This is a genomic window from Virgibacillus proomii (assembly GCF_900162615.1).
Lineage (GTDB): Bacteria > Bacillota > Bacilli > Bacillales > Amphibacillaceae > Virgibacillus > Virgibacillus proomii.
On sequence record NZ_FUFN01000010.1, the window covers coordinates 1,601,568 to 1,626,049 of the forward strand.

Below are 24,482 nucleotides of genomic sequence, written 5' to 3' on the forward strand. Positions count from 1 at the left end.
TTCATCTAGCTTATGTGCTCAAGCTGTAATAAACTTCAAACATCTTACTACGATTTGTCTAATAGAAGATAAAAAGGAAGTCTACGTGGGAGATAACGACATCTAAATCTCCATTTGCTAACAAATATTTAGGGTGAAAACAGTTTCACTTTATCTTCCCGATTTGAGTGCTTCTAGCTTTTGTTCCACTATAGGAAAGTATAAAATTTTAGGGTTTATCGTATAAAAAAAGATATCTTTCTAACAATGTAAGAGGTTAATCTTCGTTAGACAGTTTTAAGACATCTAAAATCTTAAAGAATAAGCTAAGCATGATAGCAATTACTGTCGCTAACCCCATTCCTGATAATTGAGCAGTACCGATTTGCACGGTTGTACCACTGACACCAATTACAAGTACCACAGTTGATAAAATTAAATTTTGTGAACGGCTATAATCTACATTAGCTTCAACTAGCATTCGTAAGCCACTTGCTGCAATAATTCCAAATAAAAGTAAGGAAATACCGCCCATAACAGCTGTTGGAATGGAAGAAATTAAGGCAGCGAGTTTTCCGACAAAAGAAAGAATAATTGCTACAATAGCTGCCATCCCGATAACCCATGTAGAATAAACGCGTGTAATAGCTAATACACCAATGTTTTCTCCATATGTTGTATTAGGTGTAGAGCCGAAAAAACTGGAAATAATCGTAGAGATTCCATTTCCTGCTAACGATCTGTCAAGACCAGGCTTTTTTGTCAAATCTTTTTTTATAATATTTCCTGTAACGAATAAATGTCCTATATGTTCTGGAATGAGGACAATAGCAGCCGGTAAAATTGTTAAGATAGCGCCCCAGTCAAATTTCATTTGGTAAAAATCAGGAAGTGAAAACCAACTTGCTTCCTTAACAGCAGTAAGATCGACAAGACCGAAAAGATAGGCGATAATATAACCAGAAATAATACCGAGTAAAATGGGTATAATTTTTAAGAAACCACGTAACGTTACCCAGCAAACAATAGTTATAACTAATGTTAATAAAGAAACAAGTGCTGTGTCCGGATCTATTGTCCATGACTTATCGGTACCAGCAGGAGCAATCCAACCGGCCATTTCTGCTGCAGTAGGAACTAATTCGAGCCCAATTACAGATACAATAGCACCCATGGCGGCAGGTGGGAAAATAACATCGATCCAATGAGTTCTAACAAATTTAATAATAAATGCAACTAGAGATAGAACAACACCTACAGCAAAGAAACCTCCCAATGCATAACTATATCCATCACCACCTGTGTAATCTGCTAAAACAGCAGATACAGGAGCAATAAAGGCGAAACTTGACCCCAAATAAGCGGGAATTTTCCCTTTTGTAATAAATAGATAAATGATTGTTCCAATTCCGTTCATTAATAATATCGTTGCTGGATTAACACCAAATAAAATAGGTACAAGAACGGTAGATCCAAACATAGCGAATAAATGTTGAATACTAAGTGGTAGACTCGTTAAAAAAGGTAATCGCTCGTCTACTTGAATTTCTGTATGTTGTGCCATCTTGAGTTCCTCCTTGAAATTTCCCAACAGTTACCACTTAAAAACAGAAAAGCACCCTGCCTTGTAAGGGGCAGGGTGCTTGAATAAAAGATCAGCAAAACACAATTTATCTCTTATTCACAGATTTCCATCTGTTTCACCTTAGCAGCCTCACAGGACTGAATTAAAGGTAACCGTCTAAATATATCCATATTATTATGCCAGTTAATAAACTCTTTGTCAATCATTGTTTGATGATAACAAAGATAAAAATTTAACACAGTATGCTATTTCATACTTTAGAAATATCCAAACTATTAAAAAAACCAGATAAACTTTTGTGTCTTTGGACGGTGAACTTAATTCCATCTGTCGCTAGGGTTAGGATGTTCAATAAATCTGTCACAAATGACACCATTCAAAACTCCAAATCGATGCCAATTCGAATTTCTATGCGCGGGATGTGCTTAGTGTCAGACTGTAAACGGATAAGTAAGATTTCTTAAAAAGCGCTTTTCTTTTTCAAGGACAGGTAAAACTCTCACAGCGATAATCGTTGCTTTCTCATAGTTAAGGAAGCATCGACAGCAACCCATCTGAGTTTTCAGAAGCTCCAGCCTTAAAACCCCCTCCGTTTTTTTGACTCCTTTTTAAGAAGCACACCTAAAGCCATTTTTGCAGTTCTCTTTTTAAAATCTTTCCACTTGTTGTCTTAGGTAACTCTTCGACAAATGAAATTGCTTGCGGACATGATGAATTCTTAGATTTTTCTTTGCAAAATGAGAGGATTTCCTTCTCAGATACCTGTTGTTTATTTTTTAGAACAACAAAGGCATGGGCAATTTCACCAATTTCCTTATGTGGTACGGGAATGATTGCCACTTCTTCTATTTTGGGATGCTGTAATAATAACTTTTCTAAATAGGCAATTGAAATGCCTCCATCCGGGATATCTTTACGAGCTTCTTTCACATGAATGCGGCCATCTTCATCAACTGTTCCTTTATCTCCAGTAAAAATCCATCCGTCTTCCAGCACTGGATGAAGCTGAGCATGCTGTAGTGTTCCATTTCCTTTGACGATAATATCTCCAACTTCTTTCCCATTATGAGCAACATCTTCTCCCTTATGATTAACAACACGTACTTTTGTTTGATTCATAAAAACCCCACCTTATTTCCTTTATTCTTCATATTCGGTATTATAAAAATTATATCATAATTTTTTGAAAGCGTTTTATTTAATGGTTTAAATCTCTTGACGAGTTCTTCTTGCAAGTTATGAGTTTAAAAAACAATAAGTGCAACTAGGTTTTCCTAGATGTACAAACCTAAGAATTAAATTCGGCTTCAAATGAAATAGGTAAATAGTTATTAAATAGGAAAATTGTCTCTAGTTATTAGATTAAATATAAAAATTTTGTTATGATTAATATGTTGAAAAATAGGTAGAAGCGATTCTATATTGTATATTTGAATCATCATATATTATAGAGAGAACGCTTTTCCTGTGAATATATAAGTAAATATATGGAAGGTGGAAGTTTTATGAGTTTTAACAAACCCAAGATAGTGATCTTAGGTGCTGGTTATGCTGGTCTAACGACAACTAGACGACTTTTGCAAAAACTATCTCCAGAACAAGCAGAAATTATTTTAGTTAACAAACACAATTATCATTATGAATCTACATGGTTACATGAGGTTGCTGCTGGAACAATTAATCCAAATCAAGCACGAGTGATGATTAGCGATGTTATTAACCCAACTAAAGTTCGCCTTGTATTTGATGCAGTAAAAAGAATAGATAAAGATGAACAACGTGTCATTTTAGAAAACAGTGAACTCGAATATGATTATCTTGTTGTTGCACTTGGTTTTGAATCAAATGATTTTGGAATTAAAGGAATGGCTGAACATGCTTTTGCAATTGAAGATATTGAGACAAGTCGCTTAATCAGTGAACACATAGAATACCAATTTGCTAAATATCAAAGTGGAGAAGAAGTAGACGAACATAGCTTAAATATTCTTGTTGGTGGAGCTGGATTTACAGGAATTGAATTTGTAGGAGAGCTCGCTGAACGTATACCGCAGTTATGTAAAAAATACGATATCGACCGCAGTAAAGTAAGAATTATCAATGTAGAGGCTGCTCCATCTATTCTGCCAATGTTTGATAAGGAATTAGTTGCTTATGCTAAAAAGTCCTTAGAAGATCGCGGGGTAGAAATTAAAATTGGTGCCCCTATTTCCGAATGTACACCAGAAGGCTTTATCGTTGGAGAAGATAAAGAACTAATAAAAGCTGGAACTATTGTTTGGACAGGTGGAGTAAAGGGAAGCTCTGTACTGGGTGAGTCGGGCTTTGAATTAGTAAAAGGAAAAGTAAATGTAAATAGTGATTTACGTATGCCTGAAGAAGAAAATATATTTGTAATGGGTGATTGTTCTTGGGTTTGGAATAAAGAAGAAGATCGTCCATATCCTCCAACTGCTCAATTAGCCATGCAGGAAGCTGATGTTGTTGCAAAAAACTTGGTTGCTTTACTTAACAATGAGCCATTAACTGATTTTGTATTTGAAAGTAAAGGTACAGTCGCATCACTTGGTCTTTCTGATGGTATTGGAAGCATTTTTAATGATTATAAGCTTAAAGGAAAAGCTGCTGCTGCAATGAAAAAAGTAGTAGATAATCGCTCACTATTCCTTATCGGTGGACCGAAATTAGTACTTAAAAAAGGAAAATTTCGCCCTTTCTAAGAATAGATCGTTAAATTTTATAAGGAGGCTTTACAAATATGAAAAATAAGACGCTATGTAGTATTTTATTAGTAATTGCTTCGTTAATAGGGTATAGGCTGTTAAATGATTATCTAGAAGATCAACGTGATTTTAGATAATCATTCAGGAGAAACCATCTGATGACTTGTCATAAGATGGTTTTTTCATGTGCGCCAGGCATGTTGACTATCTAGGTGGTGAAAGTCCGTTGTGATGGTACACATTAACCAACCCTAGAGAAACGCAAGGTACTTATTGTGAGGCAAGGCTGAACAGTTTATAGTGTTTCTATACCATAAATGAAGTTGCCCTTTGTCGCGCGTGTAAGGTGTCGTAAGCCTACCACTTCAAGATTATAGAGAATACATAGAAGTTTAAATTGGAGAAAACGGCACCTAACTGCTCGATTCGTTTAAAGGCCTTTTAGGTCATACCCTTGCGGTACTACATTCGTGTAAAAAGAGTTCCACGGAATGAGTTTCACTTTATCCCGTCCGAAATTCTCCTGTTTATACGTTGCTCCCCCAAGCGCTTCTAGCTTTTGTTTCATGGTAAAGACCTGAATTTTAGAACATCTATTTAAGTATCTATTTGCTAACTTCCTTAGACGCTGTTTTTTAAAACTAGGAGTTAAGTAAGTACTTGCTATTGAGTAAACTTTAGGTACATTAAAAAAGTAAAAGCGGAAAAGTAATTCTTCGCCAATCATTATTCCGTATAAATGGTGAGGGAGCAAGTTTTTTTTATTCTATGAATGACCTCATAATGAATTAGCAATACTACGTACAGGAGGTCATTTACATGAAGAGAGTAATCATCATTGCTTCTTTGTTATTTTGCTTGACAATACCGGAGTTTGTGAATGCTGAAAGCGAGCGTCCATCCGATGTTTTTATAAAAAAAGTTGAAGTGAATCAATACAGTTTAAATGAAATTGATCAATTGTTTATTGATCAGCGAAGGTTACAAACATTAATACAACAATTGAAACAAAAAGTATATCAGCCCCCTGTTAATGCAAGGATTAACAAGAGAGGAAAAATTATTCCTGAACAATTAGGAACTACTGTTGATACAGATGAGTTTCATATCTTGTTTCATAAAACGTTTTATGATGCTACAGCTAAAGGATTTAACGTGCCCACGATGCCGGTCTATCCGCGTGTTGATAAAACATTACTAGAAGAAATTAGTAAAAAACAATTAGGGAGCTATGTAACTCACTATAAAGAAACAAATCAAGAAAGAACACGTAATATTGAACTTTCCGCCAAAGCCATTGATAATCATGTTGTATTCCCTGGAGAATTATTTTCATTTAATAAAGTAGTCGGCGAAAGAACGATAGATAAAGGGTATAAACGAGCACCAGTTATTGTTAAAGGGGAGTTATCGGAAGATGTCGGAGGCGGGATATGCCAAGTATCTTCTACCTTATTTAATGCTGTTAATTTGCAAGGGATTGAAATTGTGGAAAGGTACACACATAGTAAGCAAGTGCCGTATGTTCCTCCGGGAAAAGATGCAACAGTAAGCTGGTGGGGGCCTGATTTCAGTTTTAAGAATAGATATAATCAACCCCTTTTAATTCGAGCGGATGCAAATAATGGAAAAATGAGAGTACGAATTTTTTCTTCAGATATAGCTGAGAATTTTGTCGGTCAAGAATAAAGTAATTTGTAAACGAATCCTTGATGTATGATGCAAGGTCTTGTGAGATTGGATATGTTCTCCCCTTTAGGTAGATAGAATAAAAAATAACATCTTTTGACCTGAAGGGGAGTTTTTCTTGTGTCTATTAAACGGCTTTTCAAAGAGGAAAAATATAAAATCCTAAAGGCTTGTGAACAAGATGGGCGGTGATTTACCTAGCTGTCTCTTATAGAAAGTTCTAACCCTGTTTATGGGCTTCGATTGCAAAGCTAAGCTTTACTTCATCACCAACAAGTACGCCACCAGTCTCCAGCGTTTGATTCCATGTTAGTCCAAAATCTTTACGGCTAATCGATGTTTCTCCATTAAAACCGGCAACCATGCTTCCACTCATTGGGTCCTTACTTTGGCCCCCAAGTTCAACAGCCACGGTAATAGGCTTTGTCGTACCACGAAGAGTAAGATCACCCACTACCTCATAATTGGTTTCCGACTTTTTATTAATTTCCTTCGATATAAACGTTGCTTTTGGAAATTTTTCCGTATCAAAAAAATCTGCAGAGCGTAAATGATCATCCCGGTCTTTATTGCGTGTATCAATACTATTTACATCAACAGTAAGTTCAATTTTTGCATTGGTTAAAGCATCCAAATCTGCTTCAATTGTTCCATCAAAATCATTAAATGTACCTTTTGCTCGAGAAATCATCATATGCTTCACTGAAAAGCTGATTTCACTATGAACAGTATCCACTTTCCAAATAGATTTCGTCACTATAAACACCTCTCTAATAACTTTTTCTTTGTTTATTACTTTATGTAACCAAGTATAAAATAGGAACTTTATGTTGTCAAGTAATTATTGATCACTATCTCTACTCATTTTTTTTCGTTAAGGATCCAAAATCATCATGCAAAGAAGTCGTATGAGAAAAAAGGATCTTAGTGAGAGAGAAAACTAATTTTCAGAGAATTATTCCATTAAGTAGTTGATATGAAATAGAATGTCACTATTATATTTCGATTACCCGCAGCAAAGTAATTTAAAACAAAAGTTTATTCGCCGTCCAAAAGTGAAGGGAAATGGAAAGTAGTAGAGGGAAAGGGATTATTTAGAAAAGGGAAGGGGCTATAAATGGATAAAGAGGCATTAATTTGTACTGTAATACACTTGTTGCCTTAGCTAATCAGGTGGTTAGTAGCAGGTAAGTAGTTTTTAATCGATCACCCTTGTCAATAGAGAGGCTCGAACACTCCATTGCAATAGCTATTATATTACCTACTTCGATTATTGCATGGCTTAAGAACAATGATGTAACTACAAAAGGGAACAACAACACAAGTATTACAAGCTAACGTACTAATTAGTTCGCTGAAAGATAAGAAGAATTATTAGCTTTTTGATAGTCTAGTTTTAGACATGGGTTATGCTTATTTTTTATTCCCAGCTCAGGGATTGATTACGCACTTGCTTTTACCGTAGTAGGATTTACAGGTGTTTTTGCTGAGAAAATGAAACAGGCAGTCCGGCAAAACAAAGCCAAACAGTATTTGACTTATATTGTTTTAGGCGTGTTGTTAGGCTGCAGATTACGTTTTATAGCCCATTATATTGCTTGAGTTGCCTTTTTGAATCAGCGATAAAAGGACAGTCAGTCTGGTTCTATTCACTAATTTATAATGATTTTTACATGATTCCAGCATTTCTACTGAGTGCTGCTGTCATCATATTGTTATTTCATAATCAGCCTCGGGCATTACTGCAAAAGTCGGGATCCTAAACTGGAGGCTAAGCACAGCCGCATTTTTAAAATTTTCCTCTGTCATAGCTGAAATGTAAAGGGTTCAACAAAATAACAATCCTTTTAAAACAGCTATGAGAATACTAAACTTGCTAAGAAAGCCTCATCTTAAAATGAACTAAACCCTCAAAAAATGCATAGGTTATAGCACACTTATTGGAGAGGAAGGTTTAGTGATGGAGCTTTCTTTATCTCATTTTTTATATAGTTTATTTACATTAATCATAATCGGAACCATGATCATGCGAAAAGGTGTTGTCCTTCCAACTTTATTAGGTACTTTTTTTATTGCCTGGTTATACAAAGGCAGTATCGTAGATGGGTTTACAGCGATTTTTAAAGCGAATTTAGTTGCGGCACAAGAACTGTTTAGTATCTTTCTAATTATTACGTTTATGTTAGCCTTATTAAATTCGCTTAGAGATCTAGGGGCAGATAAGCACATGATTCAGCCTATTCAAAAATGGATGGTTAATGGGCATATATCTTATTTTGTTTTAGTTACAGTAACCTATGTTATTTCTTTGTTTTTTTGGCCGACACCTGCCGTTCCGTTAGTTTGTACTTTGTTAGTACCAGCAGCTATACGAGCAGGATTACCGGCTGCTACAGCTGCAGTAGCAATCGCAATTGCAGGTCAAGGTATGGCCCTTTCCTCTGATTATATTGTTCAAGTAGCTCCAAACTTATCTGCTGCTTCTGCAGGTGTTGAGACAGCCGCAGTAGCAGAACAAGCGTTAATTTTATCCTTAATCACAGGCGGAATTGCTATTAGTTTAGCTTATATATTGTATCGGAAAACCATTCGCACAAAAGAAGACCCTTTAAATAATCAAGAACTTAAAAATATGCAAAACATTAGAGAAAGAACTCAAGAGCAACAAGGGCCAAGACTAAAAACATGGAGTAAGATCTTTGCTGTTATTGTTCCACTAACGTTAGTGACGGTAGTCATTTATATGATTTATGAAAAACTTAATTCCGGAAGAATGAGTGGATTAGAAGGAGGAGATGGTGCTGCTTTTATAGGTGGAGTTGCGGTTATTCTTCTGCTATTATCGACCATTGTCCTTCGAAAGCAACAATCACTGGATTATGTCACCAAACATATTACGGATGGGTTTGTTTTTGCTTTTAAAGCGATGGGACAAGTAATTCCGATTGCAGGATTTTTCTTTTTAGGCAGTTCGGATTTCTCAGCAAATATTTTGAGTTTGAAAAATAAAGCACCAGCGTTTTTATTTGATTTAGTGCAGTCGACTCAAGCATATTTACCGCAAAATGAATGGTTAGCAGCATTAAGCATTTTAATAATCGGAATGGTTACTGGATTAGACGGTTCAGGGTTTTCAGGTCTGCCATTAACGGGTGCACTAGCAGCCTCTCTTTCGTCAAGTGGAATGGATACAGCAACTCTTGCTGCAATTGGACAAATGGGAACGATATGGACGGGAGGAGGAGCTCTGGTTGCCTGGTCTTCACTTATTGCAATTGCAGGATTTTGTGGAGTACCCGTAATGGAGCTTGTTCGGAAAAACTTTATCCCCGTGATTTGCGGCTTGTTTGTAGCAACGCTGGCTGCTGTAATAATTCTTTAAGAATAGATAGTTAATTTATTAACCTGAATCTCAATAAAACATGGGATTCAGGTTTTTACATATCCTGCTAGTTACGGATTATATCTTAAAACATGTATATAAAATGAAAAAGAATAATATAGTATACAGAGGAAATTAATTTATTTTACTATTCAAAACTATTTTATATTTTAAATAAATTAAGCTAAAATCTTAAAAGCGCTTTTCAAAGTGGTTACTAAAAAGGAGGAGAGGGATGTCTAGTATACTGGTTGCTGTTATTGGAATAGTTGTTTTTGCTTTAGGTTATCGCTATTATTCTAAATTTGTAGCGAAAAAGATTTTTAAACTAGATCCAAATTATGTTACCCCTGCACATCGTTATAAAGATGGGGTAGATTTTGTTCCAACAAATAAATTTGTTTTATGGGGTCATCATTTTACATCTGTTGCTGGAGCTGCACCAATTCTTGGACCAGCTATTGCTGTTTATTGGGGATGGTTGCCGGCATTTTTATGGATCGTTTTAGGGACCGTGTTTGCCGCTGGTGTTCATGACTTCGGTACATTAGTTTTATCAGTGCGTAATAAGGGACAATCCGTAGGAACATTGGCTCATCGTTTAATTGGTCAACGTGCAAAGGTTTTGTTTTTATTCATTATTCTTATCCTTGTATTAATGGTAAATGCGGTATTTGCTTGGGTTATTTCAAACTTATTTATTTCCTACCCGGCAAGTGTCTTACCGATGTTTATTCAAATTCCTTTAGCCGTTTGGATTGGATATGCGGTATACAAACGAAATGCCAAGATGCTTCTTCCATCCGTAGTAGCTTTAGTTATTATGTATGGAGTTGCCATTTTATCAAGTAAGATTGAAATATTGCAAATAGACTTTGTGCAGTATTTAGGGGGCGAAGGGGGGACTGGAATATTTGGGTTAAGTACCGTATCTTCAGCATTTTTTATTTGGATTATTATTTTAATGATCTATGTGTACATCGCTTCCACGTTGCCGGTTTGGAAATTACTGCAGCCGCGGGATTTTATTAATTCACATCAGCTTGTTGTTGGCTTAGGAATTTTATATTTAGGATTACTGTTTACCAACCCTGAAATGACTGCGCCAGCAACAAATGCTAATGCAGATACACCATGGCTGCCATTATTATTTATTACGATTGCTTGTGGAGCTATATCTGGATTTCACGGTCTTGTATCTTCTGGAACTTCTTCTAAACAATTAAATAAAGAAACGGATGCTCGATTTGTTGGATATTTGGGGGCAGTTGGCGAAGGGATATTGGCACTAGTTTCTATCATTGCAGTTGCAACGTTTTTTACCAGCACTCGAGACTTTTCCAATGTATATCAGAGCTTTGCTGAAGCTAATGCGAATGGCCTAGGAGTATTTGTAGAAGGCGCAGCTGTATTAGCAGGAGGACTTGGCATTCCGAGTGATGTTGCAGTTACCATTGTATCCATTATTGTAGTTAGCTTTGCGGCTACAACGCTTGATACGTCCATACGACTAATGCGCTACATAATTTCTGAATTGGGTAGTGAATATAAGCTCCCAGCGTTAACTAAAGTTCATATCGCAACATCCATTGCTGTTATCTCTAGTGCCGCACTTGTTTTACTCCCAGAAGGCCCAAAAGGATTTGGCTCTGGTGGCTATCAATTATGGCCATTGTTTGGTACTGCCAATCAACTTTTAGCAGCAATTAGTTTAATGTTAATCGCAGTTTGGTTAAAGCGGTTAGGAAGAAATTATGCACTCGTACTGATCCCAATGATATTTTTGATGGTAATGACGCTTTATGCTATGTTCCAGCAGGTTGCTTTTGAATGGTCATGGATGGGAAGTGCACCTAACACATTATTATTTATTTTAGGAGCGATTATATTTATATTTGCCATCTGGATTATTATTACCGCTTTTTCCGTTTTACGGGAAGATCATGAACGTCCATTAGAATAGCAACGGCTTTTAAAAATAAAAGGAGATTAAATGATCCTCTTTATATCTTTAAGGGTGTCAAAGATCTGATTAAATAGTTGGTATGTTTTTAGTGGATTTCTTTGTTACCTACAGCTAACAGTTATTTAGCTTTTGAATCCACATTTAAAGGGGACAGATAAAGATGCTTGAACAAATTAAAAAGCTTGTTCACTACTATGAGGAAGTTATTAGTTTACCGCACCGTCAAGAGATTGCACGGGAGTTAAGGCATGAAGATGATATATTTTTATTACTACTTTATTCAGAGATGATTGGAATTCCTAATCCAGTCTATTATTACACATTAGAACTATATCCCTATTTATTAGAAAAGTTCCATGATTGGCATCTGCGAATGGGGATGGAAAAATCGCCTTTATCCGGTATTCGCTGCTGTTAATTATCAAGTAGGGGGGAGAGAATTGGAAGACTTCCTAAAAAAAATTATCTTTATAGGTGGCAAGGGGGGAGTGGGGAAGTCGACATCTGCTGCTGCGCTTGCTTGGAACAGAGCAAAAGAAGAAACACAAACACTGCTTATATCCACCGACCCTGCCCATAATCTAGGTGATATATTTAATCAGAAAATTGGAGGACGAATAAAAAAGATCAGTAAACATTTACAAGTCATAGAAATTGATCCAGATCATGAAACCAAAGTCTATATTAACGAGGTAAAAGAAAATATCAAGCATTTAGTCCAGCCACAAATGATGGATGAGGTAAATCGTCAACTCGACACAGTACGGGCATCCCCTGGTGCAGATGAAGCAGCACTATTTAACAAGCTAGTGTCCATCATTTTGGAAGAGAAACATCATTTTGATCAAATCATTATCGATACTGCACCGACTGGTCATACTATTCGACTACTTACATTACCTGAGTTAATGGGTGTTTGGATAGAAGGTCTATTACAACGTCGAAAAAAGACGAGTGAAAACTATACTCAACTGTTAAATGATGGAGAACCGATTGAAGATCCTATTTATGAAGTATTACTTAAACGAAAGGAACAATTTGCTAAAGCTCGTAAGTTGTTATTAGATGATCAAACATCAGGATTTATTTTTGTAGTTAATCCAGAGAGCCTGTCTATTATAGAAACAGAAAAGGCAATTCATTTTCTTGTAAAGCATGGCCTGCATGTGAAAACATTAATAATAAATAAAGTCTTACCAGAGGAGGTAGAAGGAGACTTTTTACATCAGCGAAAACAAATAGAACGTTCGTATATGAAAAGAATAGAAACCACTTTTACGGATCAAGCAAAAGTGTATGTTCCTTTATTTGCTAATGATATTATTGATATAATACAATTAGAAAAATTCAGTTCCTTCTATTCCACTGGTGATGTTTGAAAAATTGTACGTCCTTTTGCGTACAAGTCCCAAAAATAAAGACATATAGAAACTTATGGTAGCAAAGGTATCAGCAAGAGAGGCTTATGTTTAGAAATAGGAAGTGTAAGAAAAAATCAACGAAGAATTCGATTTGATTGTCGGAGGCATCCTCTTTAGAGTATGAGGACTATCCTTGGTCTATGCCTAGAAGCTTGGTGCGTATAATTTTTCTCTACATGAGCAAAAAATTTCTCAAAAAATAATTAGAAAGAGGAAGGGATTTCTATGAAAGCATTTGTCCATGAACGTGATGAATTAATAGTGAAGGAAATGGAAGAGCCAATTCCTAAAGCAAATGAAGTATTAGTTAAACTCAAAGCTGCGGGACTTAACCGTCGAGATTTATATATTCCTCAGCGACGAAAGGGAGTTGAATCACCACTTATTTTAGGCTCAGACGGAGCAGGAGTAATAGAAAAAGTTGGTGAAGAGGTTCAAAGAGTGCAGGTAGGGGATGAAGTTATCATAAATCCGTCGCTAGGGTGGTTTGATAATAGTGATGCACCGCCTGCAGGGTATGAAATATTAGGAATGCCTGATCATGGTACGTTTGCTGAAAAAATTGCTATTGATTATCGTCAAGTAAAGAAAAAGCCTGCTCACTTAACGTGGCAGGAAGCCGGAGTGCTTGCACTATCTGGGTTAACAGCATATCGTGCACTGTTTACAAAGGGACAAATAAAGGCAGGAGAGACGGTATTTATTCCTGGTGCAGGGAGTGGTGTAGCTACATTTTTAATTGCATTTGCAAAAAATATTGGTGCAAAGGTGATTGTGACATCTCGAAGCAGAGAAAAGCTGGAGCAAGCAAAATCATTGAGCGCCGATATACTACTCCATAATGAAAATGATTGGAAAGTGGCGTTAAAATCGGAAACAGTGGATCTCGTCATCGATAGTATAGGACGAGCTACCTTTCAACGATCGCTTGATGTGCTGAAAAAGGGTGGAAGAATGGTTGTGTTTGGTGCAACAACGGAAGATACAGTGACCATCAATTTACGTGAATTTTTCTATGGTCAGTATCAACTGTTTGGCTCAACAATGGGAAGCAGACAAGAGTTGACAGCGATGCTTGCTCATGTTGAACAATATCAATTACACCCAGTTGTCGATAAAACTTTTTCATTACAAGCTATGCCGGAGGCGCTGGATTATTTAAACGATAATCACCAATTTGGAAAAATTGCTATTGATTTATCCATATCATGATTAAAAGTACTTGTTTTGTAGCTTACAAACAGAAGAACTTATGACGGGATAAAATGAAACTTTATTCAAGGAGTGCTTTTCTCCTTGAATGTTTGTCGCAAGGGTATGACCTAAAGGCCCTTAAACGAATTGGGGATTTAGGAGCCGTTTTTCGGTTCGTAACATCATTAGCACATTTTTGAAATAATAAAAATACGGCTTCTTATATCCGGGCTAAAGGAAACATCCCTGCAACAGGGGTTTCTACGAAAGTGCCAATTTTGCTACCGCTAATGTGCTTAAGCTAAACGACGAAGCTATTTTCAATAAAGATATTCAAGAAAAAATTGCACCTCCAATTGGTAGATTATGTTAACAATGGGGGTGCACTTCAAAACAGTATTTTTTAGATTAGGCTGGAGATTTTTCTATCCAGTCTTTACCTTCTAAGTGTCTAGTTACGAGCATGCTGGAAACTGTATCACCAGTAACATTAATCATTGTTGCAGGAGGGTCAACCACTATTCCAATAGCAGAAATGATTGGTAAAGCTTCTAATGGCAAGCCGTACAGTGTAATAATCATCATTTCGCCCATAAAACCTCCACCGGGAATACCACTCATTACAATCCCAGACAATAAACAAATTCCAATTGCTGTTAAAAAAGTATCGATTCCGGAAAAGTCCAAATTAAATACACCGAAGACAAAGGCGATTTTTAACATAGCTGAAAGACATGAGCCATCCATATGTATGGTAGCACCAAGCGGAAGCACTGTTTCCCGAATATCCTTAGGAACTCCTATTTGCTTTGCAGCTTGTAAATTAGCGGGTAATGAGGCCACACTGCTACCAGTACCAAGTGAAGTTGCAGCTGGGGCAAGTATGTTTTTCCAAAATCGGGCTATTCCCTTTTTACCACCAGCGATAAAAGCATATAAGGTAAAGCCGATGGCAAAATATAAGACAGATACTGGATAATAAATAATTACTGCTTTAGCGTAATCACCAATTAATTCTGCGCCAAACTCCCCAACTAGAGATGCAAAATAAGCGCCTAGACCAATCGGAGCGTAGTACATAACAAGTTGTATAATTTTCATAAATACTTCTGAGCCACTTGTTAAAAATGTGGTGAATGCTCTTCCTTTTTCTCCGGTAAGTCCAGTTGCTACACCGATAAGTACGGAAAAAACAATCAAAGCAAGCATGTTATCGCGTGAAAATAAGTCTACAAAATCAGGAACAGTAAACGTATTTACTAGTTGTTCAGAAAAGCTCATTTTCTCTTGAACCTCATCTGGTTTTATTCGTGGGATATCCACACCAGAACCAGGTTGGAAAATAACGGTAGCAACTAGCATAAATACTGCAGCAAAGATTCCGGTAATCACAAACACTGTTATCATAGAACCCATTATCTTTCCCAGCCTTTTCATGCTGTCCATACTTGCTATAGCAGATGAGATTGTAAAGAAAACAAGCGGCATTACAATCATAAATAGCAAGTTAATAAACAAATCGCCTAATGGCTTAATAACCGTAGCGTCTTTGCCGAATATAAGCCCAATAATGGACCCGATAATGATTGAAGCAATTAATATGATCGGAAAGCGATAGGCTTTTAATTTACCCTTCATATCAGTTCATTCCTTTTTCGTGTAATGAAATAAGATAGCTATTCTATTCTACACGAAAAATAATGTTAACAAAAGGGACTTCATCTATATTTGCCAATTATAATTGTCATAATAGGGCTTTTAACAAGAGCTAAGTTACCAAACTACATCGGTTACCAACAGAATGTGAAAAATTTCGGTTATAAATACGGTTGCACAAGGTCAATAACATGTTGGAGTTTCTTACTATTTTTTTCGTATACATTCTTACTTTCCTCGTTTTCAGTGGCTAAAGAAAACAACTCCAAATCCGCTTGACATTTTTTCAAGTTTGCAAGCAATAACGCTTTTTCTGTTGGTTCAGGGACAGTAATTTTATCATCGTATAAATCAAGGTATAACTGACCATTGTTATCCGCTTGGGCAAGAAATACATTTTCAATGCTTACATTTTGTTTATCTAGTTCAGTTTCTAACCAGTTTACATTTAACGATAAATTAGCAAGTGATTCTAACATTATCTCTCCATCCATGATAACCGTTTGTGGTTCTTTTTCTGGGGCTACATTTATTCCTAAATCTTTTGCTGTTAATGGGCGATTTTCTTTTTTAGGGAGTACATTTAATTCTCCAGAAGATTCAAGAACAGCAAATTCCACATCTGATGCTAAAAAAACGTTATTCTCTCGTAATGCTGCTAACAAATCATCTGTTGAGTATCCTTCTTTTTTTAGATTATCCTCCATAATTTTACCATCTTGAATAAGTACAGTGCTTTTACCTTCTGTAAAATCACGAAATCGTTTACTTTTTAATGACAAAAACTCGGCGATATAGGGAACAATAAACCAAATGAACATGGAAATTAAAGCATACATAAAATTGGCATTTGGATCAATAGCATGAACAGCAGCAATTCCCCCTAGCACAATACCTGAAATATATTCGAAAATGTTTAACTGTGATATTTGTTTTTTACCTAGCCATTTTGTCATAAAAAACAAAATGACTAACATAGAAAACGACCGAATGGTTACGTTAATCCAATCTGGCATTGAGAAACCTCCTTTCATAAAAAACTGGTAAAAATGACGAAGCGAATGTTTCGTTGGCTTGTTTCTTTAGTTTTCTTCGATTTAACTCATACACTGTATACCATATGTTGCCTCGATTTTTGCCGGACAGGACTTGCTTGTGTCGGCTTGCAACAGTACCGGAAAAAACATAGAATCGATAATTCGCACGCATAAAAAACGTTTTTTTCTTTCCCAAGCAAGGAAAGCTACGTCAGCTACGCATCGCACGCATAAAAAGTATACTGCTTTTTCAAGGATAGAGTAGCTTCGACAGCAATACAACGCGGTTTTTTAAAGGATAGGGAAAAGCGTGAAAGCGGTACAACAGAGTTTCATGGACGTGTGTAGTTGACATTGATCCTTTTCATTCCGATTGCTCAAAATATAACTTCATTTATATTGCGGTTCCTCTTTCGTCAGTTTAATGACTTGTTGTTGCAAATCTTTTTTCACTTCCGCTACAATCTGCATTGCTTGTTCGAACTGTTTTTGTTGTTCTTGTTCCTTGGTTTTTTCTATAAGCAATTGTAAAGTAGCCTCAATACTTTTAATGGAAGAAAAACATCCTTTTACTTGTGCTCCGACTGTCACGTTATTAACCTCCTAGCCTTTTGATTTAAAAATTATTGCTCCAATCACACCGAAAATAATCGCTGAGGAAATACCAGCACTTGTTACTTCAAACATTCCAGTTACTACACCAACTAAACCGTGGATTTCAGCTTCCTGCATAGCGCCATGAACTAAAGAATTACCAAAGCTTGTAATAGGTACCGTTGCACCTGCACCAGCGAAATCAATTAATGGTTCATATAGACCGAAACCGGATAAAATTGCGCCTGATACGACTAATATAGTCAATGTTTGTCCAGGGTTTAATTTAAAAACATCAAATAAAAGCTGACCGATTACACATATTAACCCGCCAACTAAAAATGCCCAAAAAAAGATCATCATATATCACTTCCTGATTCTATAGCTACTGCATGTGCAATACATGGAATTGGGTCGTTTTGCTGTATACTTAACGGTGAATGTAGTGCACCTGTAGCTACAACTAAAATACGTTTTAGTTCTCCATTTTTCATACGATTTAACAAGTGGCCATATGTTACTACAGCAGAACAAGCAGAACCACTTGCTCCAGCTTGGACAGGCTGATCTTCTCGGTAGATGATTAAACCGCAATCTACATATTGGTCTTCTTTAATATTTAACCCTCTTTCCAGTAATAAGTCATAGGAAACTTCCCGACCGATACGGCCTAAATCACCAGTGATAATTAAATCATAATAGGAGGGATCAATACTCAAGTCTTTAAAATGATTTTCAATGGTATTGACAGCAGCAGGTGCCATTGCTCCTCCCATATTAAATGGGTCGGTTATTCCCATGTCTACTATCCTGCCAATTGTAGCGGACGTAATCACCGGTCCCTTGCCCTGCTGAGCTATCAAAGAGCAACCGGCACCAGTAACTGTCCATTGTGCAGTTGGCGGTTTTTGCCCCCCATATTCTGTAGGGTAACGGAACTGTCTTTCAGCGGAAGCGTTATGACTTGATGTCCCGCTAAGAATATAGTTGGCCCCTTTATTATTAATAATCATTGCTGATAGGGCGAGGCTTTCCATCGAAGTAGCGCAGGCATTAAATAAGCCGAAAAAAGGGATATTCAGTGTTTTTGCTGTAAAGTTAGTAGGTGTAATTTGATTTATTAAGTCCCCGCTTATAAAGAATTGAACTTGATCTTTTTCAATTGAACTTTTTTTAAGCGCTATTTGACAAGCTTCTTCCATTAACGTTTGCTGAGCTTTTTCAAAAGATTCTTGTTTTAACCACATATCTTCATGTAGCAAATCAAAATCTTTAGCAATCCTTCCATCAGCTTCGAATGGTCCACCCACGGTACCTGTAGAAATAATCACCGGCTTATTAGCAAAAACCCATGTTTGATGTCCTTGTAACATTATAGCCCCCCCCAAATGATGAGGATTGTTTTAATAAGCGCTACGACAAATGCTGCGAATACGCCATATACGATTACGGGTCCTGCTAACTTTAGCATATTTGTACCAACTCCGAGAATAAAACCTTCTGTTCGATGTTCAATTGCTGAAGCGATGACCGCATTTCCAAACCCTGTAACAGGTACAGCAGAACCTGCACCAGCAAATTGACCAATTCGATCATATAAACCAAATCCAGTGAGCAACATAGTGATAAAGATTAAAGTGGCTACAGTTGGATTACCAGCTGTTTGTTCTGTAAAACGAAAAAAATACATGTAAAAGGTAGAGATAATTTGACCGATGAAGCAAATAAAACCACCTACTAAAAAAGCTTTGACACAATTTTTAAAAATGGGTCTTTTTACTTCTCTTTGTTGTTGAAATGCTTGGTATTCTTGAGCTTCAGGTGGTGCATTTTTCTTTTTCTTATCCGCCATTTTATACTCCCTCTTTCCATTAAGTTTGTTCTTTAGACAATTCAATGAGTCGTTTAACTTCTTTTTTTATTTCTTTTTTAGTAAGTTTGTTTTCTTGGATTTGCTTTTCTAATTTTTCCAGTTCTATAACAATTTTTTTATCAGTTGATAATTCTACCTTTAAGTCGGGAAAACTTTTTTTCATCTTTTTCTTGAGTTCTTTACGAATATCCGCCAGCTTAAATCGCTTCATATGTTCAATTTCTATGGTTAATAATAAAACCTTATTTGTATTAACAGCATTAATTTTTGTTATTTCCGGGTAATGACTAAGTAAGTCTTTTGCTTCATTCGCTGGTTTTTGACTGACGGGTTGTTCCGTAGAGATTTTTGCTAAGTCTATTTTTTCATTTTTTTGATTTGTTGGGGGCTCTAGTGCGGAATCATTCCCACAAGCAACTAATGACACAACTAAAGCAACCATCCCGATCCATTTGCCAATTTGCATTATTTCACCTACTTTAATGGAGTAAAAGGAGGCTGGGATGATGAACCAGCCTCACTTCAACAGTTGTTTTGGTTTTAAAAGGTTGTTCAAAAACCTTTCAAAAATAGAAATTTGTTGGCTTGTTTCCGGCTACTCATGTATTTACGGGATACACTCTTTCGTCAAAACTACGCCACCTTGAAGGAAAAGGCGTGAGTATCGGCGTTGCAACAGGATAGTAGTATGCTTCGACAGCTCTACATCGACGCATAAAAAGTGCTTTTTTTTTCAAGGATACGAAAAACGTCAAAGCAATACATCTCTTCAAGGATGCCTGCGTTCTTAGCCGACCTTAGTCCTTTTGACCTCTTTTTTGAACATGCACTTTAAAAACCTTTATATTGAGGTTCCTCTTGTTCAATTTGCTGTATGCGTGGTTCTATACTTTGTAAGATAGCCATCGTTTGTTGAGCAGCGTTTTCGTATAGCTGTTTTGCTTGTTTATTTTCTGTTTGTAAAGCAAATTGTTCAAAACTGGCTTGAGCACTTTTAAGACCAGCAACTGTTTGCTTTATTTGACTTGATACAGTCATATAGGTTTCCTCCTTTTAAACTGTTCATTAGTTAGAATGAGTTGTTAACGTACGAAATATACAGAGGATGTTTTTCCTATTATCACCAGTTATTACTAATCTTTTGGAAACCAAACAGGCAAAGTAGGAAAATAAAGAGGAAATTCTTTGTTTTCAATGAAAAAAGTACTAAATAATGAAACTTTTTCGAGTGATATTTCGTCTTATATACTAAGTGGGAGTATAGGAGGATAGTTCGTGAAGAGGAAAATAACCTTACTATTGGTCATCATTGGTTTATGTTCTATCTTAATTATGGTTGGGGGTATTGGTCACCGTAATATAACGATAAAAGAAACGACAAAATCGAAGGAGGTAGGAGATTTTATTTTACATATGTACATTGAGAATGCAGATGAAGGTATTAAGGTATATAGTTCCCTGCAATATATTGGAGAGGGGACCATTAAGTTAATACATCAGGAGCCGTTAATATCTGTTGTTTCAGGAAATCAACGTCATGTCTTTTCCGGTGAAACGAAAACAAAACAGCTTAATCATGGAAATATTTATCATCCATTTAGTGATGGAAATGAGTTTGAAATATCAAGGAAAACAGCAAATGAACTACACTTTGAAGCCCGTTTTAAGGTAGATGATGAAGAAATTATTATTAAACATTCAGAAAGGCTGCAATTTGAATAGCCAGCATTCTTAAAAGGAGAATACTGGCTGTTTTTATTGCTCAAGAAATAATAAAATTGTTCAGGGAAAAAATATTTGTATTGAGTTTATCCATATTCAGATCCTAGCCCCTCAAGATTGTTTCAAACCTAAGTAAGACGATCCTCTTGTTGTAATTCCAGTGCTTGTCGAGGCGAATCAAGACGCTTATCCCTTTTTGCTTGTTTATTTTTTATTTAAATTTTTGTGGTGTAAAAATGGAGTTACGTCCATACGGATAGGATTAGAAAATTTACGAATGATTTGATTTGACCAATTATCTGTGCGACGATTTTGTTTACGTTTTTCGTAATACTTTTGTAATTGTGCATCAAATTGCTTAATAAATGGAAGTTGTTGTTCAAATGGTTGATACTTATTTTCATGATAAACTACTTCAAATGGCAAACGCGGCTTCTGTTCAGGCTCATGGTTTGGATAACCTACAGCTAGTCCAAATAAAGGCACAACTCGTTCAGGTAGTTGAAGCAATTCACTTACACGATGAATATCATTTCGTAAGCTTCCAAGAAAGCATATTCCTAGCCCTAAATCTTCAGCTGCTATGGCTGCATTTTGGGCAGCAAGTGTCGCATCAACAGTCATTACAATAAATTGTTCCGAGGATGCTAAACTTTCTTCCATAGCAGCTTGTTGTTCCGTAGTTCCTAATTGCTCTACCCGATGCAGATCACCACAAAAAACAAATAAGTGTCCGTTATTTTGAACATAAGGCTGACCGGAAATGGCAGTGAGTTGTTCTTTTATCTTTTCATCTGTTACTCCAATAATCGTATAGCCCATTACATAACTAGAAGTAGAAGCCATTTGCGCTGCATCAACGATTGTTTTAATCTGAGCTTCTGTAAGTGGCTGATCTTTAAACTTACGAATAGATCGGTGATTCATAATAGTTTGAATTGCTGAATTTGTCACGTTTATTCTCCTCTTTAATATACTCCTCTATATCATAAGAGGTTCTAAATTTTACTGTCAATTGGAATGCTCGAATAAAGAAGAAGTAATATCAAAGTGAGGCTTTTTTTGTTACACTGATCTTATAGTAATGTTCAAAAATTCCGGTAAAATTAAAGTAGTTTAGACTGAAGTAAGGTGACGCTGTAAAATAATGCGATTTGTTCGCTCGATGAACGTATTAAAGCATAACTGAAGGAATAGACAAACTGTGGTGAATTTTACAAAGCACTCTACTTTAAAATAAAGTTTGCTTAAACCCTATTTCGATAAAGAATTTAATTAAAGGAGATGGGAGTAATGAAAACCTTTAAACTAAAGTTGTTAAACATAATGGAAGAAAAAGATGGAGAAATTATGCCACATAAAATTGAACTATTAGATGGTTTAATTATTAATCGGGAGGATGAAAATAATCAATGGACAATAGAAGCATATCTGGACAAATCGTACTTGCCTTTTTTTGAAGAACTCTGGAAGCAGAAGCCGGAAATCTTGATTCAAGTAAAAATTACCAAGGAGAGTAACGATACTGCAACATTCATTACCACGATTATAGATATAAATGAGATTGGCTCGCATATAAATGTTTTATTTTTAGGAAATATTGTCGATAAAAGAAAGGCAAGTATTGAAGCTCTCTTAACTACATTAATCGACAAGGGATATCAAGGAGAGGAATTGTTGGATAAATTTAAAGAAATTATGTAACAATCTTAATCAAGCTTATCCTCCTAAAAAGGCATTTTTTCCTACATGTAAAGCAAGTAACACTCCTCCTGTAAGTTATAAAAGAGTACAAAAAGTCTCATCGGGGAGATGTCTGATTCGTTTGGGTGACAAGGCAAGAAAAACTTCGCCAGCGACACATCGCAGTTTTTAAAGGACGGCTGAGAATTTTATCCATTGTTCTACTTCAAGGAAAAAAGCACTCCTTGAATGAAGTTTCACTTTATCCCGTTAGAAGATCTCCGGTTTGTACGCTAACTTGAGCGCTTCTAGCTTATGTTCTTTTTATCAGTAAGGGATGAAGAAAAAGCCTAACTGAATAAAGCAGCTTTGTTTTCTCTATTAGTCCAAGTTTGGTGTAAGCAATGTATTCTTTATAAAAGAACAACTCAGATCATTTTGACTAAAAAGCTGTTGACATTATTTAAACAGAGAAAGAAGCCTCATTATGTAAAGAACTATTATTATAAAATATGGGCATTTTCCATTATCCCCTGTTATAATATATCTTAGATTTTTACTAACAGATACTAACTATGATAGTTAATAAGGAGTAAATTATAATGCAATACCAAAAGCCAGTGTTTCGCTGGGGGAATCGCTTATCACCTGTACAGGTTTTATTATTATTTTATTTTTTAGCAGTATTATTATCAACAGTAGTTATGTCATTGCCTGTTGCATATCAAGATGGGGTGGATATTGCTTTTATTGATATCATTTTTACTGCAGTTAGCGGTCTAAGTGTGACAGGATTAAGTTCTATAAATCTTTCAGAAACATTAAGTACAACTGGAATTATTTTCCTTGCTTGTATACTCCAGCTTGGTGCGGTTGGAGTAATGGCTATCAGCACTTTTATCTGGCTATTATTAGGTAAAAAAATAGGCTTAAAAGAACGTAGATTGATTATGGCAGACCAAAATCAATCTACGTTTGGAGGAATGGTTCGATTAATAAAACAAATTGTTTATGTGCTTTTAACGATAGAAGGGATCGGCTTTCTTGTCTTAGGAACCTACTATTTAAAATATTTTGATTCTGCAGGCGAAGCTTATTTACATGGACTCTTCGGTACAATTAGTGCTATATCAAATGGAGGATTCGATATTACCGGCGCATCATTAATTCCATTTAAAGATGACTATTTTGTACAATTTATAAACATGCTGTTAATTATTTTTGGGGCTATTGGTTTCCCGGTATTAATTGAAGTAAAAGAATACATATTTGCAAAATCTGAGCAGCGAAAGTATATCCGATTTAGCCTATTTACGAAAGTGACAACGACCACCTTTATGGCACTGATTGTGGTTGGGGCAATTGGTATGTTTTTACTGGACATAACTAATTTTTTTGCCGATAAATCTTGGCATGAAGTGTTATTTTATTCGCTATTTCAGTCCGTAACGACGAGAAGTGGCGGAATATCAACGATGGATGTTAGTCTGCTTTCAGAACCTAATCATTTGTTTATGTCCTTGTTAATGTTTATCGGAGCTTCACCAAGCAGTGCAGGGGGAGGTATTCGGACTACTACGTTTATATTAGTCGTGATTTTTATCATAACATACGCAAGAGGAGGAAAGAGTATTCGACTGTTTAATCGTGAAGTATATGATGAAGATTTATTAAAAGCAGTAACTGTAACGTTAATGGCATTGATACTTATATTCACCTCCATCCTAATCATGGCTATTGTTGAACCATTCACTCTAACTGAGATTCTATTCGAGGCAACCTCAGCGTTTGGTACAGTCGGATTATCATTAGGAATAACGAGTGATTTAACAGTAATTAGTAAATTAATTCTCATGCTGTTAATGTTTATTGGACGTGTAGGAATTATTACCTTCCTATTCATTTTTAAAACAAATAAAAAAAGTGGTAACTATCATTACCCAAAGGAAAAATTAATTATTGGCTAAATTTATCAGTC

24 protein-coding genes are annotated in these 24,482 nt (G+C 36.0%); 12 read left to right on the forward strand and 12 right to left on the reverse strand.

What is annotated here, in order from left to right; translation table 11 throughout:
* Positions 1 to 256 precede the first annotated feature (256 nt).
* Both uraA and BN1066_RS14875 read right to left on the reverse strand, forming a co-directional pair.
* Positions 257 to 1,543 carry a uracil permease gene (gene uraA / locus BN1066_RS14870; protein WP_077320234.1) on the reverse strand — a complete coding sequence of 429 codons (1,287 nt, stop codon included), beginning with the start codon at positions 1,541 to 1,543 and terminating at the stop codon, positions 257 to 259.
* Positions 1,544 to 2,185: 642 nt separating this feature from the next.
* Positions 2,186 to 2,683, reverse strand: coding sequence for an AMP-binding enzyme (locus tag BN1066_RS14875; protein WP_077320235.1), 498 nt, complete (start codon positions 2,681 to 2,683; stop codon positions 2,186 to 2,188).
* Between the two features lie 386 nt (positions 2,684 to 3,069).
* Between BN1066_RS14875 and BN1066_RS14880 the strand changes: the two genes are divergently transcribed.
* Both BN1066_RS14880 and BN1066_RS14890 read left to right on the forward strand, forming a co-directional pair.
* Positions 3,070 to 4,284 carry an NAD(P)/FAD-dependent oxidoreductase gene (locus BN1066_RS14880; protein ID WP_077320236.1) on the forward strand — a complete coding sequence of 405 codons (1,215 nt, stop codon included), beginning with the start codon at positions 3,070 to 3,072 and terminating at the stop codon, positions 4,282 to 4,284.
* Between the two features lie 822 nt (positions 4,285 to 5,106).
* Positions 5,107 to 5,976 carry a VanW family protein gene (locus tag BN1066_RS14890; RefSeq protein WP_077320238.1) on the forward strand — a complete coding sequence of 290 codons (870 nt, stop codon included), beginning with the start codon at positions 5,107 to 5,109 and terminating at the stop codon, positions 5,974 to 5,976.
* 220 nt (positions 5,977 to 6,196) lie between these two features.
* Here BN1066_RS14890 and BN1066_RS14895 read toward each other — a convergent pair whose 3' ends face one another.
* Entirely contained in the window at positions 6,197 to 6,733 is a 537-nt protein-coding gene (locus BN1066_RS14895) for a YceI family protein (protein ID WP_077320239.1), read from the reverse strand.
* A gap of 680 nt (positions 6,734 to 7,413) precedes the next feature.
* Between BN1066_RS14895 and BN1066_RS21320 the strand changes: the two genes are divergently transcribed.
* The 7 genes from BN1066_RS21320 (at position 7,414) to BN1066_RS14930 (ending at position 13,957) form a co-directional block, all read left to right on the forward strand.
* On the forward strand, positions 7,414 to 7,578 hold the full coding sequence (locus tag BN1066_RS21320; protein WP_425445298.1) for an energy-coupled thiamine transporter ThiT: 165 nt from the start codon (positions 7,414 to 7,416) through the stop codon (positions 7,576 to 7,578).
* Positions 7,575 to 7,739, forward strand: coding sequence for an energy-coupled thiamine transporter ThiT (locus tag BN1066_RS21325; RefSeq protein ID WP_179104412.1), 165 nt, complete (start codon positions 7,575 to 7,577; stop codon positions 7,737 to 7,739). Before BN1066_RS21320 ends, BN1066_RS21325 begins: the two co-directional genes overlap by 4 nt.
* 197 nt (positions 7,740 to 7,936) lie before the next feature.
* Positions 7,937 to 9,358: a hypothetical protein gene (locus BN1066_RS14910; protein WP_077320242.1), complete on the forward strand. Its 1,422-nt coding sequence runs from the start codon at positions 7,937 to 7,939 to the stop codon at positions 9,356 to 9,358.
* 235 nt (positions 9,359 to 9,593) lie between these two features.
* Positions 9,594 to 11,321, forward strand: coding sequence for a carbon starvation CstA family protein (locus BN1066_RS14915; RefSeq protein ID WP_077320243.1), 1,728 nt, complete (start codon positions 9,594 to 9,596; stop codon positions 11,319 to 11,321).
* A gap of 163 nt (positions 11,322 to 11,484) precedes the next feature.
* Positions 11,485 to 11,742 (forward strand): cory-CC-star protein, encoded by a 258-nt coding sequence (locus BN1066_RS14920; protein WP_077320244.1) that lies wholly within the window; start codon positions 11,485 to 11,487, stop codon positions 11,740 to 11,742.
* A gap of 22 nt (positions 11,743 to 11,764) precedes the next feature.
* On the forward strand, positions 11,765 to 12,703 hold the full coding sequence (locus BN1066_RS14925) for an ArsA family ATPase (protein ID WP_077320245.1): 939 nt from the start codon (positions 11,765 to 11,767) through the stop codon (positions 12,701 to 12,703).
* Positions 12,704 to 12,970: 267 nt separating this feature from the next.
* Positions 12,971 to 13,957, forward strand: coding sequence for a zinc-binding dehydrogenase (locus BN1066_RS14930; protein ID WP_077320246.1), 987 nt, complete (start codon positions 12,971 to 12,973; stop codon positions 13,955 to 13,957).
* Between the two features lie 390 nt (positions 13,958 to 14,347).
* Here BN1066_RS14930 and BN1066_RS14935 read toward each other — a convergent pair whose 3' ends face one another.
* From BN1066_RS14935 to BN1066_RS14970, 8 genes are all read right to left on the reverse strand, one after another.
* The gene (locus BN1066_RS14935; protein WP_077320247.1) at positions 14,348 to 15,577 is read right to left on the reverse strand and encodes a dicarboxylate/amino acid:cation symporter; all 1,230 of its coding nucleotides are present in this window, start codon (positions 15,575 to 15,577) and stop codon (positions 14,348 to 14,350) included.
* A 179-nt stretch (positions 15,578 to 15,756) separates the two neighbouring features.
* Entirely contained in the window at positions 15,757 to 16,611 is an 855-nt protein-coding gene (locus BN1066_RS14940) for a DUF421 domain-containing protein (protein WP_077320248.1), read from the reverse strand.
* Between the two features lie 411 nt (positions 16,612 to 17,022).
* Positions 17,023 to 17,223 carry a DUF1657 domain-containing protein gene (locus tag BN1066_RS14945; protein WP_077320249.1) on the reverse strand — a complete coding sequence of 67 codons (201 nt, stop codon included), beginning with the start codon at positions 17,221 to 17,223 and terminating at the stop codon, positions 17,023 to 17,025.
* 12 nt (positions 17,224 to 17,235) lie between these two features.
* Positions 17,236 to 17,586, reverse strand: a complete 351-nt coding sequence (gene spoVAE / locus BN1066_RS14950) for a stage V sporulation protein AE (RefSeq protein ID WP_077321503.1) — start codon at positions 17,584 to 17,586, stop codon at positions 17,236 to 17,238.
* Complete coding sequence (gene spoVAD / locus BN1066_RS14955) at positions 17,586 to 18,599, reverse strand: stage V sporulation protein AD (protein WP_077320250.1); 1,014 nt, start codon at positions 18,597 to 18,599, stop codon at positions 17,586 to 17,588. Before spoVAD ends, spoVAE begins: the two co-directional genes overlap by 1 nt.
* Positions 18,599 to 19,078 (reverse strand): stage V sporulation protein AC, encoded by a 480-nt coding sequence (gene spoVAC, locus BN1066_RS14960; RefSeq protein ID WP_077320251.1) that lies wholly within the window; start codon positions 19,076 to 19,078, stop codon positions 18,599 to 18,601. Before spoVAC ends, spoVAD begins: the two co-directional genes overlap by 1 nt.
* 19 nt (positions 19,079 to 19,097) lie before the next feature.
* Positions 19,098 to 19,565 (reverse strand): hypothetical protein, encoded by a 468-nt coding sequence (locus BN1066_RS14965; RefSeq protein WP_077320252.1) that lies wholly within the window; start codon positions 19,563 to 19,565, stop codon positions 19,098 to 19,100.
* Between the two features lie 365 nt (positions 19,566 to 19,930).
* Positions 19,931 to 20,137: a DUF1657 domain-containing protein gene (locus BN1066_RS14970; protein ID WP_077320253.1), complete on the reverse strand. Its 207-nt coding sequence runs from the start codon at positions 20,135 to 20,137 to the stop codon at positions 19,931 to 19,933.
* A 237-nt stretch (positions 20,138 to 20,374) separates the two neighbouring features.
* On the opposite strand from BN1066_RS14970, the gene BN1066_RS14975 reads away from it, so the two are divergent.
* On the forward strand, positions 20,375 to 20,821 hold the full coding sequence (locus tag BN1066_RS14975) for a hypothetical protein (protein ID WP_077320254.1): 447 nt from the start codon (positions 20,375 to 20,377) through the stop codon (positions 20,819 to 20,821).
* Between the two features lie 204 nt (positions 20,822 to 21,025).
* Here the strand turns inward: BN1066_RS14975 and nfsA are convergent, their stop codons facing one another.
* Positions 21,026 to 21,775: an oxygen-insensitive NADPH nitroreductase gene (nfsA, locus tag BN1066_RS14980; protein ID WP_077320255.1), complete on the reverse strand. Its 750-nt coding sequence runs from the start codon at positions 21,773 to 21,775 to the stop codon at positions 21,026 to 21,028.
* A gap of 339 nt (positions 21,776 to 22,114) precedes the next feature.
* Between nfsA and BN1066_RS14985 the strand changes: the two genes are divergently transcribed.
* Both BN1066_RS14985 and BN1066_RS14990 read left to right on the forward strand, forming a co-directional pair.
* Entirely contained in the window at positions 22,115 to 22,525 is a 411-nt protein-coding gene (locus BN1066_RS14985; protein ID WP_077320256.1) for a YwpF family protein, read from the forward strand.
* Positions 22,526 to 23,106: 581 nt separating this feature from the next.
* Positions 23,107 to 24,471 carry a TrkH family potassium uptake protein gene (locus tag BN1066_RS14990; protein WP_077320257.1) on the forward strand — a complete coding sequence of 455 codons (1,365 nt, stop codon included), beginning with the start codon at positions 23,107 to 23,109 and terminating at the stop codon, positions 24,469 to 24,471.
* Positions 24,472 to 24,482 lie beyond the last annotated feature (11 nt).

Bases quoted from the DNA above. Each gene is read 5' to 3' on its own strand.
- uraA (WP_077320234.1), bottom strand. From the start codon at position 1,543: ATGGCACAACATACAGAAATTCAAGTAGACGAGCGATTACCTTTTTTA.
- BN1066_RS14875 (WP_077320235.1), bottom strand. From the start codon at position 2,683: ATGAATCAAACAAAAGTACGTGTTGTTAATCATAAGGGAGAAGATGTT.
- BN1066_RS14880 (WP_077320236.1), top strand. From the start codon at position 3,070: ATGAGTTTTAACAAACCCAAGATAGTGATCTTAGGTGCTGGTTATGCT.
- BN1066_RS14890 (WP_077320238.1), top strand. From the start codon at position 5,107: ATGAAGAGAGTAATCATCATTGCTTCTTTGTTATTTTGCTTGACAATA.
- BN1066_RS14910 (WP_077320242.1), top strand. From the start codon at position 7,937: ATGGAGCTTTCTTTATCTCATTTTTTATATAGTTTATTTACATTAATC.
- BN1066_RS14915 (WP_077320243.1), top strand. From the start codon at position 9,594: ATGTCTAGTATACTGGTTGCTGTTATTGGAATAGTTGTTTTTGCTTTA.
- BN1066_RS14920 (WP_077320244.1), top strand. From the start codon at position 11,485: ATGCTTGAACAAATTAAAAAGCTTGTTCACTACTATGAGGAAGTTATT.
- BN1066_RS14930 (WP_077320246.1), top strand. From the start codon at position 12,971: ATGAAAGCATTTGTCCATGAACGTGATGAATTAATAGTGAAGGAAATG.
- BN1066_RS14935 (WP_077320247.1), bottom strand. From the start codon at position 15,577: ATGAAGGGTAAATTAAAAGCCTATCGCTTTCCGATCATATTAATTGCT.
- BN1066_RS14940 (WP_077320248.1), bottom strand. From the start codon at position 16,611: ATGCCAGATTGGATTAACGTAACCATTCGGTCGTTTTCTATGTTAGTC.
- spoVAE (WP_077321503.1), bottom strand. From the start codon at position 17,586: ATGATCTTTTTTTGGGCATTTTTAGTTGGCGGGTTAATATGTGTAATC.
- spoVAD (WP_077320250.1), bottom strand. From the start codon at position 18,599: ATGTTACAAGGACATCAAACATGGGTTTTTGCTAATAAGCCGGTGATT.
- spoVAC (WP_077320251.1), bottom strand. From the start codon at position 19,078: ATGGCGGATAAGAAAAAGAAAAATGCACCACCTGAAGCTCAAGAATAC.
- BN1066_RS14965 (WP_077320252.1), bottom strand. From the start codon at position 19,565: ATGCAAATTGGCAAATGGATCGGGATGGTTGCTTTAGTTGTGTCATTA.
- BN1066_RS14970 (WP_077320253.1), bottom strand. From the start codon at position 20,137: ATGACTGTATCAAGTCAAATAAAGCAAACAGTTGCTGGTCTTAAAAGT.
- BN1066_RS14985 (WP_077320256.1), top strand. From the start codon at position 22,115: ATGAAAACCTTTAAACTAAAGTTGTTAAACATAATGGAAGAAAAAGAT.
- BN1066_RS14990 (WP_077320257.1), top strand. From the start codon at position 23,107: ATGCAATACCAAAAGCCAGTGTTTCGCTGGGGGAATCGCTTATCACCT.